General features: G+C 70.1%; 15 protein-coding genes and 1 other RNA gene. 3 read left to right on the plus strand and 13 right to left on the minus strand.

The genetic code is table 11. From position 1 onward, the window contains the following. Nucleotides 1–26 precede the first annotated feature (26 nt). The 4 genes from MKK52_RS21840 to MKK52_RS21855 all read right to left on the minus strand — a co-directional run bounded on the left by MKK52_RS21840 (nucleotide 27) and on the right by MKK52_RS21855 (nucleotide 2,770). Nucleotides 27–845 carry a TIGR00282 family metallophosphoesterase gene (locus MKK52_RS21840; protein ID WP_243957620.1) on the minus strand — a complete coding sequence of 273 codons (819 nt, stop codon included), beginning with the start codon at nucleotides 843–845 and terminating at the stop codon, nucleotides 27–29. Beyond that, entirely contained in the window at nucleotides 842–1,444 is a 603-nt protein-coding gene (locus MKK52_RS21845; protein ID WP_243957628.1) for a 5-formyltetrahydrofolate cyclo-ligase, read from the minus strand. The genes MKK52_RS21840 and MKK52_RS21845 overlap by 4 nt, the downstream gene beginning before the upstream one ends. Then, a non-coding RNA gene (ssrS, locus tag MKK52_RS21850) (6S RNA) lies at nucleotides 1,434–1,590 on the minus strand. The genes MKK52_RS21845 and ssrS overlap by 11 nt, the downstream gene beginning before the upstream one ends. A 61-nt stretch (nucleotides 1,591–1,651) precedes the next feature. Beyond that, complete coding sequence (locus tag MKK52_RS21855; protein ID WP_243957630.1) at nucleotides 1,652–2,770, minus strand: aminotransferase class V-fold PLP-dependent enzyme; 1,119 nt, start codon at nucleotides 2,768–2,770, stop codon at nucleotides 1,652–1,654. 148 nt (nucleotides 2,771–2,918) lie between these two features. Here MKK52_RS21855 and glp point away from each other — a divergent pair, with 148 nt between their 5' ends. Beyond that, nucleotides 2,919–4,100, plus strand: coding sequence for a gephyrin-like molybdotransferase Glp (gene glp / locus MKK52_RS21860; RefSeq protein WP_243957632.1), 1,182 nt, complete (start codon nucleotides 2,919–2,921; stop codon nucleotides 4,098–4,100). Nucleotides 4,101–4,169: 69 nt separating this feature from the next. After that, complete coding sequence (locus tag MKK52_RS21865; protein ID WP_243957635.1) at nucleotides 4,170–5,042, plus strand: 4-(cytidine 5'-diphospho)-2-C-methyl-D-erythritol kinase; 873 nt, start codon at nucleotides 4,170–4,172, stop codon at nucleotides 5,040–5,042. On the opposite strand, the gene MKK52_RS21870 is transcribed toward MKK52_RS21865, so the two are convergent. Then, nucleotides 5,039–5,695, minus strand: a complete 657-nt coding sequence (locus MKK52_RS21870) for a transglutaminase-like cysteine peptidase (protein WP_243957637.1) — start codon at nucleotides 5,693–5,695, stop codon at nucleotides 5,039–5,041. The two genes, MKK52_RS21865 and MKK52_RS21870, sit on opposite strands and share 4 nt — an antisense overlap. Nucleotides 5,696–6,065: 370 nt before the next feature. On the opposite strand from MKK52_RS21870, the gene MKK52_RS21875 reads away from it, so the two are divergent. Beyond that, a complete protein-coding gene (locus MKK52_RS21875) occupies nucleotides 6,066–7,220 on the plus strand; it encodes a dimethylmenaquinone methyltransferase (RefSeq protein WP_243957639.1) in 1,155 nt (384 codons plus the stop codon). A 10-nt stretch (nucleotides 7,221–7,230) separates the two neighbouring features. On the opposite strand, the gene lptB is transcribed toward MKK52_RS21875, so the two are convergent. The 8 genes from lptB to MKK52_RS21915 form a co-directional block, all read right to left on the minus strand. Then, nucleotides 7,231–7,992 carry an LPS export ABC transporter ATP-binding protein gene (gene lptB, locus MKK52_RS21880; protein ID WP_243957778.1) on the minus strand — a complete coding sequence of 254 codons (762 nt, stop codon included), beginning with the start codon at nucleotides 7,990–7,992 and terminating at the stop codon, nucleotides 7,231–7,233. A 101-nt stretch (nucleotides 7,993–8,093) separates the two neighbouring features. After that, complete coding sequence (locus tag MKK52_RS21885) at nucleotides 8,094–8,729, minus strand: LptA/OstA family protein (protein ID WP_243957640.1); 636 nt, start codon at nucleotides 8,727–8,729, stop codon at nucleotides 8,094–8,096. Continuing rightward, nucleotides 8,726–9,457 (minus strand): LPS export ABC transporter periplasmic protein LptC, encoded by a 732-nt coding sequence (lptC, locus tag MKK52_RS21890; RefSeq protein ID WP_243957642.1) that lies wholly within the window; start codon nucleotides 9,455–9,457, stop codon nucleotides 8,726–8,728. The genes MKK52_RS21885 and lptC overlap by 4 nt, the downstream gene beginning before the upstream one ends. A 183-nt stretch (nucleotides 9,458–9,640) precedes the next feature. Then, nucleotides 9,641–11,479: a molecular chaperone HtpG gene (gene htpG, locus MKK52_RS21895; RefSeq protein WP_243957649.1), complete on the minus strand. Its 1,839-nt coding sequence runs from the start codon at nucleotides 11,477–11,479 to the stop codon at nucleotides 9,641–9,643. A gap of 68 nt (nucleotides 11,480–11,547) precedes the next feature. Continuing rightward, nucleotides 11,548–12,402 carry a carboxylating nicotinate-nucleotide diphosphorylase gene (gene nadC / locus MKK52_RS21900; protein ID WP_243957651.1) on the minus strand — a complete coding sequence of 285 codons (855 nt, stop codon included), beginning with the start codon at nucleotides 12,400–12,402 and terminating at the stop codon, nucleotides 11,548–11,550. Nucleotides 12,403–12,409: 7 nt separating this feature from the next. Next, nucleotides 12,410–13,906 (minus strand): L-aspartate oxidase, encoded by a 1,497-nt coding sequence (locus MKK52_RS21905; RefSeq protein ID WP_243957653.1) that lies wholly within the window; start codon nucleotides 13,904–13,906, stop codon nucleotides 12,410–12,412. Further along, entirely contained in the window at nucleotides 13,903–14,916 is a 1,014-nt protein-coding gene (nadA, locus tag MKK52_RS21910; RefSeq protein WP_243957654.1) for a quinolinate synthase NadA, read from the minus strand. Before nadA ends, MKK52_RS21905 begins: the two co-directional genes overlap by 4 nt. 160 nt (nucleotides 14,917–15,076) lie before the next feature. Then, entirely contained in the window at nucleotides 15,077–15,901 is an 825-nt protein-coding gene (locus tag MKK52_RS21915) for an aldo/keto reductase (protein ID WP_243957656.1), read from the minus strand. Between the last annotated feature and the right edge of the window lie 127 nt (nucleotides 15,902–16,028).

Genomic DNA, 16,028 nt, shown 5'->3' on the forward strand with positions numbered 1-16,028 from the left:
GCCAATCTGCCAAGGGCAGGGCCTCCCTACTCCCAGAAATGGGGCAGGCTCTCTTCGAGATTCGGGCCGATCCGCACGGCGGCGACCTTCGTCGCGAGCCCGTTCGCCCCGGTTTCGATGGCAATTCCGCTCAGCGTGCCTGTGCCCGTCGCCACCTCCCAGCGGGAGCCGGGCGTCTTCTGGATCAGCCGGCGAATCGGCTCGTGCTTCTGCATGCCGATGACCGAATCGTAATCGCCGCACATGCCCGCGTCCGACATGTAGGCGGTACCGCCGGGCAGGATGCGGTGGTCGGCGGTCGGGGTGTGGGTGTGCGTGCCGACGACGAGGCTCACCCGCCCGTCGAGGTAGTGGCCGATCGCCTGCTTCTCGCTCGTCGCCTCGGCATGGACATCGACCACGATGGCATCCGCCGCCGCGCCGAGGGGGCACGCGGAGATCTCGCGCTCCACGGCCGCAAAGGGATCGTCCATCGGGTCGAGGAAGACGCGGCCCATCACGTTGACCACCAGCACCCGTGCGCCGTTACCAGTCTCGACGATGGTGGCGCCACGGCCGGGGGTGCCGGGCGGATAGTTGGCCGGGCGGATCAGGCGCTCCTGCCGGCCGATGAATACCAGGGCCTCGCGCTGATCGAAACTGTGGTTGCCGAGGGTCACGGCGTCGGCACCGGCACCGATCAACTCGTCGCAGATCGCCTCGGAGATGCCGAAGCCGCCGGCAGCGTTCTCGCCGTTGATGACGACGCAATCGAGCCGCCAGCGCTCGCGGAGCTCCGGGAGCCGGTCGAGTACGACGGTTCGGCCGGGGCGGCCCACCACATCTCCGAGGAACAGGAGCCTCATCCGCGCGTGCCTTCGAAATGGAACGTCCGGGCCTCGGTGACGATGGCCGAGAGCGACTTGTCGTGGGGCTCCACCGGCACTTCCGGCACCTCCTGGGCGGCGTAGCAGATGCCGATGGTCAGCAGGGTACGGCCTTCGGACAGCCGGGCGATGGCGCCGTCGTAATAGCCGCGCCCGTAGCCGAGACGGCGTCCTTCCGCATCGAAGGCGGCGAGCGGCACCAGCAGCGCATCGGGCGCGACGGCTGGAAGGGAGGGATCGGGCTCGCTCAAACCGAACTGGCCGCGCACGAGGGTGGCGCCGGACATCCATTCGCGGAAGACGAGGCCGTCAGGGGTCACGTGCGGCAGGGCGATGCGCGTGCCGCGCTCGGCCAGGGCCTTCATCACCGGGCGGGGATCGACCTCGCTGCGGATCGGCCAGTAGCCGGCGACCAGCGACGCCGCGCGGAGCGGCTTCAGACCGAGGAGCGTATCCGCGATGGTGGCGGACGCCGTTCGCCGTGCGTCGGGATCGAGGGCGTCGCGGGCGGCAAGCGCCGTGCGGCGCAGTTCCGCCTTCCGGCCTGCTAACGAGTGAGGATCGGGGTGCGGAGCCACGTGAGCCGTTGGAGGATCGATCCCGGGAAACCTACAGCGTAGGTGGGCGCCGTGTTGGCCAAGTCCAGGGACGAGGCCAGTGACAGCTCCCGAGGGAGTCGATAAGGCCCCGGGGATAGTGCTCCTGACGAACTCTGCAGCCCCGCTCCCACTATGTAGCCTCGCACCCATCCCGGCACCAGTGCCGCATGCGAGAAAAGGCGGCGTTCAGAGAAGCGCCGCGAGGGCCGCAAGGCAGGCATCGATATCCCCCTCGTTCGCCCAGACATGCGGGCTCAGGCGCAGGCCGCCCCCGCGCTCGCTGGCGAAGACGCGGCGCTCCGCAAGGCGGGGGATCAGGTTCTCCGGCAACCCGTTCGGCCGACGCAGGCCGAGGATATGCGGCATCCGCCGCTCCTGGGGCGGCGCGATCAGGCCGAGTTCACCGCACCCTTGCGCGAGGCGCTGGGTCAGGCGGCCGAGGTAGCGCGAGATCGGCTCCGTGCCCCATTCCGCGATCAGCGCGAGTCCTTCGGCCGCCATCGGCAGGGCGACGGGATCGTGCAGCTCGCCCCTGTCGTAGCGCCGTGCGCCCTGGACCGGAGGGCGATTGCCGCTGTTCTCCTCCAGGGGCACCCCATCCTGGCGATGCGGGGCGGCGTAGAGGAAGGCGAGCCCATAGGGACCGAGCGTCCACTTGTAGGTCGGAAAGGCGAGGAAGTCGGGCTGCCAGCGGGCGACATCGATGGGCATGGCGGCCGCCGCCTGCGTCGCGTCGATCACCAGCACCGCCCCCGCCGCGCGCACGGTTGGAGCGATCCGATCAAGGTTAATGAGCGTGCCGTCCGTCCAATGGGCGGGGGTCAAGGTCGCGATGGCGAGGGGCGGCGCGCCCGGCCGGGCGATGGCGGCGAGGAGGGCAGAGGTCCAGTCGCCGTCCTCGGGCCGCTCCACGATCTCGACGGTGAGGCCGTGGCGGTCCGCCAGCCTGTCGAAGGGCAGGCAGACGGAAGGGAATTCGTCCGCCACGCGCAGGATGCGCCCGCCCCGCGCCGGCTTCAGATTATGGGCGACGGTCGCCATGGCGTGGCTGACCGAGCCGACGATGGCCATGTCGTCGGCCGAGGCGCCGATGAGGCTCGCCGCCAGTCCCCGTGCCCGCTCGGTGTGGCGGGGGAAAGTCGCGCGGGAATGGTCCCAGGGCCGGCTCTTGGCCAGGATTCCAGCTTCGCCCACCGCCCGCACTGCGCGGGGCAAGGGCGACCACGCGGCGGCATCGAGATAGCTCACGCCCTCGGGCATTTCGAACGAGGGCCGCTGGCAGGCGAGGACGGAGGGCGATTCCATGGGTTGAACCTAAGGGATCGCCGGGACGGGGCAAAACCCGTCCTGGGGTTGATCCCCGGTTGCGCATGCCGCAATCGGTGGCGACGCCTTCCGCCCTTCGTGTCAGTCTCGTGCCATGACCTCTCGGAGTTGCGACGCCCCCGCGCCCATGCGGGTTTCGGACGCCCTCGCGCTCATCCGCGAGCGGCTGGCCATCGTCGCCGAGGCCGAAACCGTGTCCGCGGGCGAGTCATTGGGCCGCATCCTGGCGGAAGACATCGCCGCCCCCCTATCCCTGCCTCCCTTCGATAATTCGGCCGTCGATGGCTACGCCTTCCGCTTCGCCGATCTCGGGGAGAGTCCCCTGCCGGTCGCGGCCCGCGTGCCGGCGGGCAAGACGGTAGCGGAGATCCCGCCCGGCAGCGCGGCGCGGATCTTCACCGGGGCTCCCCTGCCCCATGGCGCCGACACCGTCGCGATGCAGGAGGAAACATCCCTCGACGGCGACGCGGTGCGGCTTCCGGCCACCATCAAGCGCGGCGCCAATTGCCGCCGCGCCGGGGAGGATGTGGCGCGCGGCAACCTCGCTCTGCCGGCCGGGCGGCGGCTCGGGCCGCGCGACCTCGCCCTCGCCTCGGCCCTTGGTGTCGGGGACCTGCCGGTGCGGCGCCGGCTGCGGGTTGGTGTGTTTTCGACCGGCGATGAAGTGACGGCGGCGGGCGACGGCCTTGCCCCGGCCGGGATTCACGACGCCAACGGGCCGATGCTGGCCGCCCTGCTCACGCGGTGGGGGGCCCTGCCCCAGGCTCTAGGCATTTTGCGCGACGACGCCTCGTCGCTGCGCTCACGGCTCGCGGAGGCGGCGACACGGTTCGACCTGATCGTGACCTCCGGCGGCGTCTCCGTGGGTGAGGAGGATCACGTCCGCGCGGCGGTGGACGAGGCCGGCGGCATCGCCCTGTGGCGGCTCGCCATCAAGCCCGGCCGCCCCCTGGCCTTCGGCGAGGTGGGTGGCACGCCCTTCCTCGGCCTGCCCGGCAATCCCGGTGCGGCTTATGTGACCGCCGTGGCGGTCCTGCTGCCCGTGCTCCGGTTCCTGAGCGGCGGCACCGAGGAGCCCGCCCTCCCCCTCGTCCGCAGCGGTTTCGCCCTGACGAAGCGGCTCGGGCGGCGGGAATATCTCCGCGTCTGCCTGCACCAGGGCGCGGACGGATTGTCCGAGGCGAGGGCCGCCCCCGGCGGCGCCCTGACGGGGCTCGCGGCGAGCGACGGGCTCGCGGAACTCGGTGAGGAGATCGAAGCGATCCGCCCCGGCGACCTCCTGCCCTTCCGGGCGCACCCCCTCGGCTGAGCCAACCTTGCCGCCGGTCGATCCGGCCTGTACCCCGACCCCGCCCGATCACTCGCCGGCGGACTTCCCGTGACCCTCCTGACCGACCGCGCACCCGCCAAGGTGAACCTCACGCTGCACGTCCTCGGACGGCGCCCGGCGGACGGCTACCATGTGCTCGAAAGCCTCGTGGCCTTCGCCGGCACGGCCGACCGGCTGACCCTGACGCCGGGCGCCGACCTCTCCCTGACGGTGAGCGGGCCTACCGCCGGCCCGGCGGGGCCGGATGCGGACAACCTCGTGATCCGCGCGGCGCGCGGCCTCGCCGCCAAGGTGCCGGACCTGAAGGTTGGGGCGTTCCATCTCGTGAAGCGCCTACCGGTGGCGGCGGGGATCGGCGGCGGGTCCTCCGATGCGGCGGCGGCCCTGCGGCTCCTCGCCCGGCTCAACGGGCTCACCCTCGATCATCCCGCCGTCGTGGAGGCGGCGCGGCAGACGGGGGCGGACGTGCCGGTCTGCCTCGATCCGCTGGCCCGCATGATGCGCGGCGCGGGGGAGGACGTGAGCCTCGCACTGGGCATCGAGCCCCTGCCGGCGGTGCTGATCAATCCCGGCGTGCCGGTGCCCACCGCGCCGGTCTTCAAGGCGCTCGGTCTCTCGGTCGGCCAGACCCTCTCGGGCGGAGAGCACCCTTTCATTCCGGCGGATGCGGATGCCGAGACGGTGCTCGCGACCATCGGCCCCGCGCGGAACGACCTCGAGGGCCCGGCCCTCACGGTGGCGCCGGTGATCGGCGAATGCCTCTCGGCCCTGCGCGGCCAGGGAAGCCTCCTCGCGCGCATGTCGGGCTCCGGCGCGACGGTGTTCGGCCTGTTCGAGGACCGTCAGGCCGCGGTCAGGGCGGCCAAGCGCCTGCGCGCCGCCCATCCGGGCTGGTGGATCGCCCCGACCTTCCTGCGTTAGCGGTTGGCGGTGGTGACGGGCGAGGTCGCGCCGCCCAGCGACACCCACGCCACGGCATCCTGGCTCTCACGCTTGATGAACACGTAGCCGGTGCGGTGCCACGGCAGGATCGTGTTGGTCTTGTTGTCGAGCACAAGGTCGCCGCGATCCGTGATGAGCGTGAGGACCGCATGGCCCTCGCCCTTCTCGTCGATGACGACGGTCATGCGCATGGCCCGGCGCGGCAGGCCCGCCTCGGCCAGCAGGTGACGCTTCAGCAGCTGGAAATCCTCGCAATCGCCGATGCCGTCCTCGGCGAGGTCCCAGCGGTCGGCGACGTGGAGGTGGTCCATGTCGGTCATCGGCTCGACCGACTTGTTGATGCGGCGGTTGACGGCGACGATGGTGTTCCACACGGCGGGGGTCAGGGTGATGCGCGCCGGCTCGGTGCGGTCGATGGCGCATTCGGCGGCGTAATCCTGGCAGAAGGTGCTCCAGGCGGCGATCGGCTTGGCATCGCCCCGCACACGGGCGCCGACATCGGCATTCGGCAGGCTCGCCAGCGTCTGCGCGGCGGCCGCGCCGGTCAGGGCGGCGGTGGCGACGGCGAGGATGGCCAGGCCGCGCCGAAGCGCCGAGGCCGCATCCCGCATCTTGTTAGCCGCGAACCGCATCGCCGTGACCCAACCGTTTAGCTCTCGTTAACGAAAGCTCTCACGACGGAGCCCTCGCCGCAATCGGCCGCTTAACAAAAGGTTAATGCTGTGAGCAGCGGGTAGGGACTGCACCGTTCTCGGCCTGCGGACCCCGTTCCTTCACTTTGGTTAACGTACGCCCCGGACAGTAACGGCTTGTTCGCCAATGGCTTGAGCTATTTCTTAACTTCCCCGCGCCGTTTCGCGCCACGTCCGTGGGCTTGCTCAATGGCCATTTGCGTGGGTCGGCATCACGCAACTTAAAGAAAGCGGCATCCACCGCTCTCTCGCCTGCGGCGTTCTGGCAGCGTAAGAAGCCCGGATCCCCGACAGCCGGAGCCGAGAGCGCGTGCGCCTGACCCAGATCACCCACCATGACCTCGACGGCTACGGCGCCTCGACGGTCGCCGCCGCCTGCGCCGAGGTGGATCGCGTCATCCACGTCCCACGCTACAGCGATGTCGGCCCGGTCTTCGAGGAGGAGGTGAAGCGGCTCGCCAAGGCTCAGGCCTCCGAAACGCTGCTGATGACCGATCTCGGCCTCGAAGAGCAGACCATCGCCGGCCTGAAGCGCTTCGCGGCGATGAACAAGAAGCGGGAGAGTGAGAAGCACAGGCTCGTGGTGCTCGATCACCATGCCTCCTCCTCCGAGCAGTTGGCCCGTCAGGGCCTGGAGCCCGCCCCCGTGGCGGAGCGGCCCGGCCTGTCGCGCTCGGATTTCGGTGATCCGGCCATCACCCTGCTGATCGAGGAGGATTCCTGCGCGACGGCGATGACGATGACGCACCGCGCCCTCTTCGCCACGCACGAGCCCGAGCGCCAGGAGGATCTGGCCGCGCTGATCGCCGCCATCGACGCCCTCGACCTGTGGCGTAAGGAGAACGCGGCCTTCCCCGGCGGCATCGCGCTCGATGAGATCTTCTGGGAGAACGCTACGGGGCTGATCCCGCCCGGTCATCCCTGGCACGACCGGTTCGTCTCGGCGCTGCTCCTCGCCGCCGGACAGCGCCTGCGCGAAGGAGCCACCCCGGCGCAGCTGGAACAGGACGCCGTGGCGATCCGCACGCGGATCGTGAACGACCTGCTGGCCGACGCGCCCGACGACGACGCCAACCTCACCACCCGCTCGCGCCTCGCCCGGGCGCTGGCACGCTCGGACACCCTGTTCCGCCCGCTGAAGGACGGCACGCTCCTGTCCTTCGGGCTCGATTCCGGCATGTTCCAGCGGGTCTCCGACCGGATCATGGAGGCCGGGCGGACCAAGCGCGTGGTGAACGTGCAGCGGATGGGCACGCTGTCCTTCCGCTCGGTCGACGGCACCGCCCTCGACGGCGCGCGCCTGTTCCGGGGCGGCGGACACCGCGACGCGGCCGGCGGCCGGCTGCAGAGCGGTTCGGCCTTTTCCCTGGCCGATGCCATCGCGCAGGTGGAGCCGGTGCTGAACCCGGAGAAGCCGGCGGGCTCGGACAGCCCCTTCGCGGCGCTCAAGAACTGGAAGGGCTGAGGCCCGGCCGCTAGAGCCGAAAATCCTCGCCGAGATAGAGGCGCCGTGCCTCGGGGTTCGCCACGATCTCCTCGGGCGTGCCCTCGGTGAGGATCCGGCCCGAATGGGCGATATAGGCGCGGTCGATCAGGCCCAGAGTCTCGCGCACGTTGTGATCGGTGATCAGAACGCCGATCCCACGTTGCTTCAGGTGCTTCACCAAGTCCTGGATGTCGCCAACCGCGATGGGGTCGATGCCGGCGAAGGGCTCGTCGAGAAGCATGAAGGTCGGCGACGAGGCGAGCGCCCGCGCGATCTCGCAGCGCCGCCGCTCGCCGCCCGAGAGGGCGATGGAGGGCGACTTCCGCAGCCGCGCGATGTCGAACTCCTCCAACAGGGATTCGAGCTTGCGCGCCCGCTCCTTGCGGTCGGGCTCGGCCACTTCGAGGACCGCGCGGATGTTGTCCTCGACGGAGAGGCCGCGGAAGATCGAGGCTTCCTGTGGCAGGTAGCCGATGCCGAGCCGCGCCCGCTGGTACATGGGCAGGTGGGTGATCGGCAGGCCGTCGAGGGTGATCTCGCCCCGGTCGGCGGCGACGAGGCCGGTGATCATGTAGAAGATCGTGGTCTTGCCCGCGCCGTTCGGCCCGAGCAGCCCCACCGCCTCGCCGGTATGGACCGTCAGCCCCGCTTCATGCACGACGGTGCGCGCGCCGTAGCTCTTACGCAGGCCGCGCACGCAGAGGATGCCGGGGCCGCCCTCGGCCTGCGCCGCAGCGGCGTCGTCCGGCATCCCCACGCCCTGCGGCGCGGCGGCCTTCCGGCCGAACAGGCGCGACAGCAGCGAGGGGCGGGCCGCCGTCGCCGGCCCGGCCTGAAAAGCCACGGCGTCGCTCAATTGGCTTGCGCCCGCGGCTTCGCCGGGGGCACGGTGCAGCCCTTCGCCTTCGTGTCCTTGCCGTCGGACTTCTCGCCCGGCACGAACATGGCCGAGACGCGCCCGCCCGCCACGGGGTCCATGTTCGCCCGGCCGCTCGCCATGTCGTAAACGAGTCGCTGGCCGCGCGTGACGTTCTGGCACTGGCTCAGCACGACGTTGCCGGTGAGCACGATGCGCTTCGCATCCTGATCGAACACGGCGTTGTCGCCGGTCGCGACCTGATCCTTCTGCGTCACCGTCACCGGGCCGGCGCACTCGACCTTCTTGATGCCGTTCTCGGCCGGGTTCTTTGGCGCCGACTCGTCACCGCCCTCAGCCTTGTCCTTCCCGCGCTTGTAATAGACCGTCATGGTCGTGCAGCGGATCGTGCTCTCGCCCTGCACGGCGACGACGTTGCCGGCGAAGATCGCCTTGTTTTCCTTGTCGAACACGTCGAGGCGGTCGGCGTCGATCTTGATCGGCTCCTTGCCGCCGCCGCCGATGTTGCCGAAGGCGGAGGACGTATCCTTGGCCGGCTTCTCGGCACGGGCCGGCGCGGCGAAGGCGAGGCCGAGGGCCAGCGCAGCGGCTAACGTTTTCAGAGCGCTCACGGCCGACGCTCCACGGGATCGGCGTCCGAAGTGAGGATCGCGCCCTTCAGCTTGTCGCCCTTCGCGGCGTCCGCGCTCTCCGGGTTGATCGACACATGCACGTTGCCGATGAACGAGATGACCTTGCCGTTCTCGACCACGTCGAGCCCGTCCGCATCGACGACGCCCTTGCCCGTCGTGACGGTGACGTGGTCCTTCGAGACGATGGAGCCGGTCTTGAAGGCGATGGCCGCCGTCATCAGGCGCGCTTCCTCGCCCTTGTCGGTCCAGACGCGGATGTCGTCCTTGAGGTCCAGCGCCTCGCGCGCGCTGTCGAACAGGCCGGAGGCCGCCGAGAGCCGGGCGAGCCCGCCCTGGTCGTCGGTGGCGATGTGGCCGCGCATCTGCTGAAGCTCGATCTGGCTCGGCTTGCGCACGTCCTGCAGCGCGGCCTCGGCCGTCACCTCATAGGCGCGGTTGCCCTTGCGGAAGCCGGAGAGGCGGGGATTCTCCATCCTCACCTTCGAGCCCGCGAGCGTCACCGGCCCGACGCTGACACCCGAGATGCCCGCCGCGAAGGGATTGAACAGGTAGGCGAGCAGCACCACCGTGGCGCCGCCGGCGACCACGGGGATCAGCCGCCGCAACCGCCGGACGCGGCCGCTGTGGCGGTACGCATGGGCATGGACACGGTTGCGCGCTGCCGCGACCGCCTGTCCATTGCCGGCTTCAGCCTCGACGAGATTCATGTCGCGTCCGATGGGCGGGACTTTTGATCCTCGCCGTGGAGTTGAGAGTGCGCCTGCGGCCCCCACCGCGCCCGCGCATCCGGTCGGAATGATCCCGACCGGTGGCGAAGTTATGGCCCCCACGTTTCGGAATGATCAATCACGACGGGGCGCGGAAGGTGCGCCCCGTCACGCTTTATCCCCTCAGGCGCCTACCGAGCGGGCCGACGCGAGGGCCGCGGCGACCTTTCGGGTGAAGGCAGCGGGGTCGCGGGGGCTGTCGCCGTCTTGGATCCGCGCGAGATCGAGGAGCATCCCGGCCGCCTCGGGCAGCTCTGATTCGGGGGAGGCCGCGAGCGCGCGGATCAGCGCGTGACGCGGGTTGATCTCGAGGGCCGGCTTGCCGGCACCGGCTCGTCCGGCCCGGCGCAACAGCCGCTGCATCTGAAGGTCGGGCCCCGCGCCGCCGGCCGAGAGCACCACCGCGCTATCCACCAGACGGTCGGTGACGCGAACATCCGCCACCTCCTCGCCGAGGGCGGTCTTCACCGCCGCCACGAAGGCGTCGATCCCCTCGGTGGGCTCCGCGCCGCCGCCCTCGGGGGCGAACTTCGACAGGTCGAGGTTGCCCTTCGTCACCGAGGTCAGGGCCTTGCCCTCGAAGGTGCCGAGCTGGTCCGGCCAGAACGCATCGACGTGGTCGGACAGGAGCAGCACTTCGAGGCCACGGGCCCGGAAGCCTTCGAGCTGCGCGGACGACTTCAGCGCCTCCTGATCGTCGGCGACGAGGTAGTAGATCGCCTCCTGCCCATCCTTCATGCGGGAGATGTAGTCGGCGAGCGACGTCCAGCCCTCCACCGCCGAGGAGCGGAAGCGCAGCAGCGGGGCAATCTCGGCGCGGCGCTCGAAATCCTCGTAGATGCCTTCCTTGAGGACCGGGCCGAAATTCTCCCAGAAGCTCTCGTAATCCTCGCCCTTCTTGGCGCGGTTCGTGAGTTCGGTGATCACCCGGCCGGTGACGGCCTTGCGGATGCGGGCAAGCGCCGGGGTGGTCTGCAACATCTCGCGGGAGACGTTGAGGGGCAGGTCCTCGGTATCCACCACGCCCTGCACGAAGCGCAGCCAGGACGGCAGCAACTCGGCCTCGTCGGTGATGAACATGCGCCGGACATGCAGGCGCACCTTGCTCTGGTGGTCGTTCTCGATCGGCTGGAACGGCTTCGAGCCCGGCACGAACAGCAGCGCCGAGAATTCTAGCTGTCCTTCCGCCCGCCAATGCAGCGTCGCCCAGGGCTTGTCGAAGTTCATGCCGACCGAGTGGTAGAACTCGGTGTACTGCTCCTCGGTGATCTCGGACTTCGGCTTGCGCCACAGGGCCGTGCCCTGGTTCGCCGCCTCGTCCTTGCCGTCGCGCACGATGGCGACGGGGACGGTGATGAAGTCCGCCCATTTCCGCACGAGGTGATCGAGCCGGTAGGGTTCGAGATACTCGTCCGCGTCTTCCTTGAGGTGGAGGACGATGTCGGTGCCGGGCTCGGCGCGGGTGCCCGGTTCGAGGGTGTAGCTGCCCTGGCCCTCGGAGGCCCAGGTCCAGGCTTCGTCGGCGCCGACCTTACGCGACGTGACCGTCACGCGGTCGGCCACCATGAAGGCGGAGTAGAAGCCCACGCCGAACTGGCCGATCAGGCTCGGCCGGTCCTCCGCCTTGGCGGCCTCCAGCGATTGCGAGAAGGCGCGGGTGCCCGAACGGGCGATGGTGCCGAGGCTCGACGCGAGGTCGTCCTTGGCCATGCCGATGCCCGCATCGGAGATGGTGAGGGTGCAGGCATCCTTGTCGGGGGCGATGCGGACCTTCGCGTCCGGCGGCAGGGCGCTCGACGCGCTGGTCAGCGCGTCGAAGCGGCGCCGGTCCATGGCGTCGGCGGCGTTGGCCACCAGCTCGCGCAGGAAGATTTCGCGGTCGGAATAGAGCGCGTGCACCACGAGGTCGAGGAGGCGGCCCACCTCCGCACCGAATTCGTGCCGCTCGATCGTCTCGCTCACGGAATGAACCTCCGGGTCAGGTTGGGAAATCGCGCCGGGCATATGCGCGCGAACGCGGCCGTTTTCAATCAGGCCGCGTCCAATCCCAGGTCGATGATCGCCGCCGAGTGGGTGATCCAGCCGCAGGAGATCAGGTCTACGCCCGATCCCGCCACCGCGCCGACCGTCTCCACGGTGATCCGGCCGGATGCCTCGGACAGCGCCCGGCCTTCGATCATCGCCACGGCACGGGCCAGCGTCGCCGGGTCCATGTTGTCGAGAAGCACGGCATCGATGCCGACCGACAGGGCTTCCTGCAACTGGTCGAGGGTGTCGACCTCGCACTCGATCTTCACGAGGTGCCCGGCCCGCGCCTTGGCCCGCTCGATGGCCTCGCGGACGCCGCCCGCCACGGCGATGTGGTTGTCCTTGATGAGCACCGCGTCATCGAGGCCGAAGCGGTGGTTCGAGCCGCCGCCGGCCCGCACCGCGTGCTTTTCCAGCGAGCGCAGGCCCGGCGTCGTCTTGCGCGTGCAGACGATGGATGCCTTGCCGTGCGGCCGGGCCGCCTCCACCAGGCCGTTCGTGGCCGTGGCGACGCCCGACATCCGGCACAGCAGGTTCAGCGCCACCCGCTCGGCGGTGAGGATCGCCCGCGCCGGGCCGTCGAGGTGGAGCACCACGTCGCCGGGGGCGACCTTCGTGCCGTCGCCACGCTCGACGGTGACGCTCACCTCGGGATCGACCAGGGCGAAGGCGATGGCCGCCGCGTCCGTGCCGGAAATCACGCCCGGCTGGCGGGCGGCGATGACGCCCTTCATCCGCGCGCCGGGCGGCACGATGGAATCGGTGGTGATGTCGCCCGCCCGGCCGAGATCCTCGACCAGGGCCGCGCGGACGATCGGCTCGACGAGGAGCCTCGGCAGGGGAAGGATCTCGGTCACGGCTGTCTCACTCGGCGAGAGCGGGCGCGGCAACGCCGGCGGGCGTCGTTTCGGTGTGGCGGGCGGGCGCCTGATGGGGATGGTCGCTGCGCCAGTGGGCGCCACGGCTCTCCTGCCGGGACAGCGCACTCGCCGCGATCAGCGAGGCGACCAGGGCCGCATCGCAGGTCTCGGTTAGCGGCGACAACTCGGCCACGGCGGCGGAAAGGCCCGCCTCCTCGCGCACCACGCCGACCTTCGTCTCCATCACCGCGCGGATCGCCGCGAGGTCGGAGCCGGCACGGCGGGGAGCGGTGTCGGGCAGGATCCGGCGGGGCAGCGGCGCGTCGAGCCCGTCCGCGATGAAGCCGGCATAGGCCAGCCCTTCGAGGAGCGAATTGCTGGCGAGCCGGTTCGCCCCGTGCAGGCCCGTCGAGGAAACCTCGCCGCAGGCATAGAGGCCGGGCACGCTCGACGCGCCGTGCGCATCCACCTTCACGCCGCCCATGTGATAGTGGGCCGCCGGCCGAACCGGGATCGCTTGCGTCGCGGGGTCGATGCCCGCAGAGGCGCAGAGGGCCGCGACGGTGGGGAAGCGCGTCTGCATCGCGGCGCCGAGCGCCCCACGCGTGTCGAGATAGACCGTCCGCCCCCGCTGCAACGCCTGGAAGATGCCGCGGGCGACGACATCGCGCGGGGCGAGATCGCCCCCAGCGATGCCGGCCATCACGGCGGCGCCGGTCTCGTCGATGAGCCTAGCGCCCTCCCCGCGCAGGGCCTCGGTGGCGAGTGGCATGGGATCGCGCCCCGCCGCGATGGCCGTGGGGTGGAACTGCACGAACTCCATGTCGCGAAGCGTCGCCCCGGCCCGCGCTGCCAGGGCGATGCCGCGCCCGATGGCCCCGGGCGGGTTCGTGGTGGAGGCATAGAGCCCGCCGAGTCCGCCCGTGGCCAGCACCGCCGCGCGGGCGGGGATGCGGAACCGCGCCCCGTCGCTCTCCGCGACGACGCCCGCCACCGCGCCCGCCTCGTCGCGGAGCAGATCGGTGACGGCGGCGCTCACCACCTCGATCCACGGCGCGTTCAGCACTGCCGCGACGAGGGTTTCGAGCACACGCGCGCCGGTCGAATCGCCGCCGGCCCGCACGATGCGGCGGCGGCTGTGGGCGGCTTCCAGGCCCAGCGCCAGCGTGCCGTCCTCGTTCCGGTCGAACGGCGCGCCGAGGCTCACCAGCCAGTCGATCAGGCGCGGCCCCTCGGCGGCGATGCGGAGCGCCACGTCGGGCTCCGTGAGGCCGGCGCCAGCCGCTTCCGTGTCGGCGGCGTGCAGCGCCGCCGAATCGTCGGCGCCCATGGCGGAGGCGATGCCGCCCTGCGCCCAGCCGGTCGCCGTGCCGAGACCGAGGGGCGAGGCGGTCACCAGCGTGACCGGGCGGGGGGCGAGACGTAGGGCGGTGCTGAGGCCGGCGACGCCGCCGCCGACCACCACCACCCGGTCCGCCGGGTTGCGGGAGAAGGCGTTCATCGCGTCCTCACGGCCAGCATCCGTTCCACGGCGGCCCGCGCCCGGTCGGCAAGGGCCGGATCGACCGTGACCTCGTGGGTCAGGGTTTCGAGCGAGCGGCGGATGTTGCGCAGGCTCATCCGCTTCATGTGCGGGCACATGTTGCAGGGCTTGATGAACTCGATGTCCGGGTTCGCTGCCGCGATATTGTCGGCCATCGAGCATTCGGTGACGAGCACCACCTGCGCCGGCCGCTTCTGCACGACGTAGTCCATCATCATCGCGGTCGAGCCGGAGAAGTCCGATTCGGCCACCACGTCCGGCGGGCATTCCGGGTGGGCGATCACCGTGACGCCGGGGTAGCTCTCGCGCACGTCGCGGATGTCGGCGGGCGTGAAGCGCTCGTGCACTTCGCAATGCCCGGCCCAGGTCAGGATCTCGACCTCCGGCACCTCGGCCTGGACGTTCTGCGCCAGGAACTCGTCGGGGATCATCAGCACGCGAGGCGCATTCAGCGAGCGCACCACCTGCACGGCATTGCCGCTGGTGCAGCAGAGGTCCGACTCGGCCTTCACCGCCGCCGACGTGTTCACGTAGGTGACGACCGGCACGCCCGGATACGTCCGGCGCAGGGCGCGCACGTCCTCGGCCGTGATGGAATCGGCAAGCGAGCAGCCGGCGCCCATGTCGGGGATGAGCACAGTCTTCGACGGATTCAGGAGCTTGGCGGTCTCGGCCATGAAGTGGACGCCCGCGAGCACGATGATGTCCGCATCGACCGTCACCGCCTCACGCGCCAGGGCGAGGCTGTCGCCGACGATGTCCGCCACCGTGTGGAAGATCTCCGGCGCCTGATAATTATGCGCCAGGATCACCGCGTTCTTCTCGCGCTTGAGGCGCAGGATCGCCTCGATGTCCGGCGCCAGCGCCGGCCATTCGATGGCCGGAACGTGACGGGAGACCCGCGCGTACAGGTCCGGCAGAGGCAGGGCTCCCGGCATCCGGGAGGCGGGCGCGATGGTCGCCGTCATGGCGTCCTCCAATTATGCTCACTTTGAGCATTGTGCCGCCTAACTTATGGCTGCCGGATGCCCCTGTCTAGATATGCTAGCTTTGAGCATAAATCTTTTGCGGCGCGTTTGTCAGGGTGCGCCGCAGCATCCCGACAAGCGCGTCCGCGACCGTAAAAGCTCAGCAGAAGGTAGCGGGGTCGGGCCCGATCCGTCCGCTCGGCTTATCGAGCATGCCGATCCGCGCCATCTCTTCCGGGCTCAACGTGAAGTCGAAGATCGAGATATTCTCGACGATCCGCTGAGGGTTGGCGCTCTTGGGGATCACCACGACGCCGATCTGGATATGCCAGCGCAGGATCACCTGGGCCGGGCTTTTCCCATGTGCCTTGGCGATCTCGGCGATCACCGGATCCTTCAGTTCCTCGCCCCGGCCGAGGGGGCTCCAGGCCTCCGTCACGATCCCGCGAGCCTTGTCGGCGGCGCGGGCATCCTGTCGCTGAAAGTACGGGTGAAGCTCGATCTGGTTCACCGCAGGCGTCACCCCGGTCTCCCCGACGAGGGTGGCGAGGTGTTCGTCCGTGAAGTTCGAGACGCCGATGGACTTGATCTTCCCGGCATCGAGCAGGGCGATCATCGCCTTCCAGGTCTCCACGAACAGCCGGCGCTGCGGGCACGGCCAGTGGATGAGGTACAGATCGACGTAGTCGAGGCCGAGCTTGGCGAGACTTTCCTCGAAGGCCTTGGCGGCGTCGGGACCCTGGCGGTCGTTCCAGAGCTTCGTGGTCAGGAAGATTTCGGCGCGCGGCACCCCTGAGTCGCGGATGCCTTTTCCGACCCCGGCCTCGTTGCCGTAGGCGGCGGCCGTGTCGATGAGCCGGTAGCCCGCCTTCAGCGCATCGCCGACGAGGCCCGGCGCTTTGTCCTCAGGGATCTGCCAGCAGCCGTATCCGATCTGCGGGATGCTGCGGCCGTCGTTCATCGTCAGCGTCGGAATGGAAGCCATGCCGGGCCTTTCCTGCCTGTGGGGTATCAGCCTTCACCTGTGGTGATAAGGCCGGCATCGCCAGGGCGCCCTCGGACCCCGTGCGGATCGGGCGCAGTTTGGATTGGATCCAGCCTAGGCGATGCAA

Source organism: Methylobacterium sp. J-067 (assembly GCF_022829465.1).
GTDB classification, from domain to species: Bacteria; Pseudomonadota; Alphaproteobacteria; order Rhizobiales; family Beijerinckiaceae; genus Methylobacterium; species Methylobacterium litchii.

Coding starts and splice junctions, on each gene's coding strand:
- MKK52_RS21840 (WP_243957620.1), bottom strand. CDS start 845: ATGAGGCTCCTGTTCCTCGGAGATGTGGTGGGCCGCCCCGGCCGAACC.
- MKK52_RS21855 (WP_243957630.1), bottom strand. CDS start 2,770: ATGGAATCGCCCTCCGTCCTCGCCTGCCAGCGGCCCTCGTTCGAAATG.
- glp (WP_243957632.1), top strand. CDS start 2,919: ATGCGGGTTTCGGACGCCCTCGCGCTCATCCGCGAGCGGCTGGCCATC.
- MKK52_RS21870 (WP_243957637.1), bottom strand. CDS start 5,695: ATGCGGTTCGCGGCTAACAAGATGCGGGATGCGGCCTCGGCGCTTCGG.
- lptB (WP_243957778.1), bottom strand. CDS start 7,992: ATGCCGGACGACGCCGCTGCGGCGCAGGCCGAGGGCGGCCCCGGCATC.
- lptC (WP_243957642.1), bottom strand. CDS start 9,457: ATGAATCTCGTCGAGGCTGAAGCCGGCAATGGACAGGCGGTCGCGGCA.
- MKK52_RS21905 (WP_243957653.1), bottom strand. CDS start 13,906: ATGAACGCCTTCTCCCGCAACCCGGCGGACCGGGTGGTGGTGGTCGGC.
- nadA (WP_243957654.1), bottom strand. CDS start 14,916: ATGACGGCGACCATCGCGCCCGCCTCCCGGATGCCGGGAGCCCTGCCT.
- MKK52_RS21915 (WP_243957656.1), bottom strand. CDS start 15,901: ATGGCTTCCATTCCGACGCTGACGATGAACGACGGCCGCAGCATCCCG.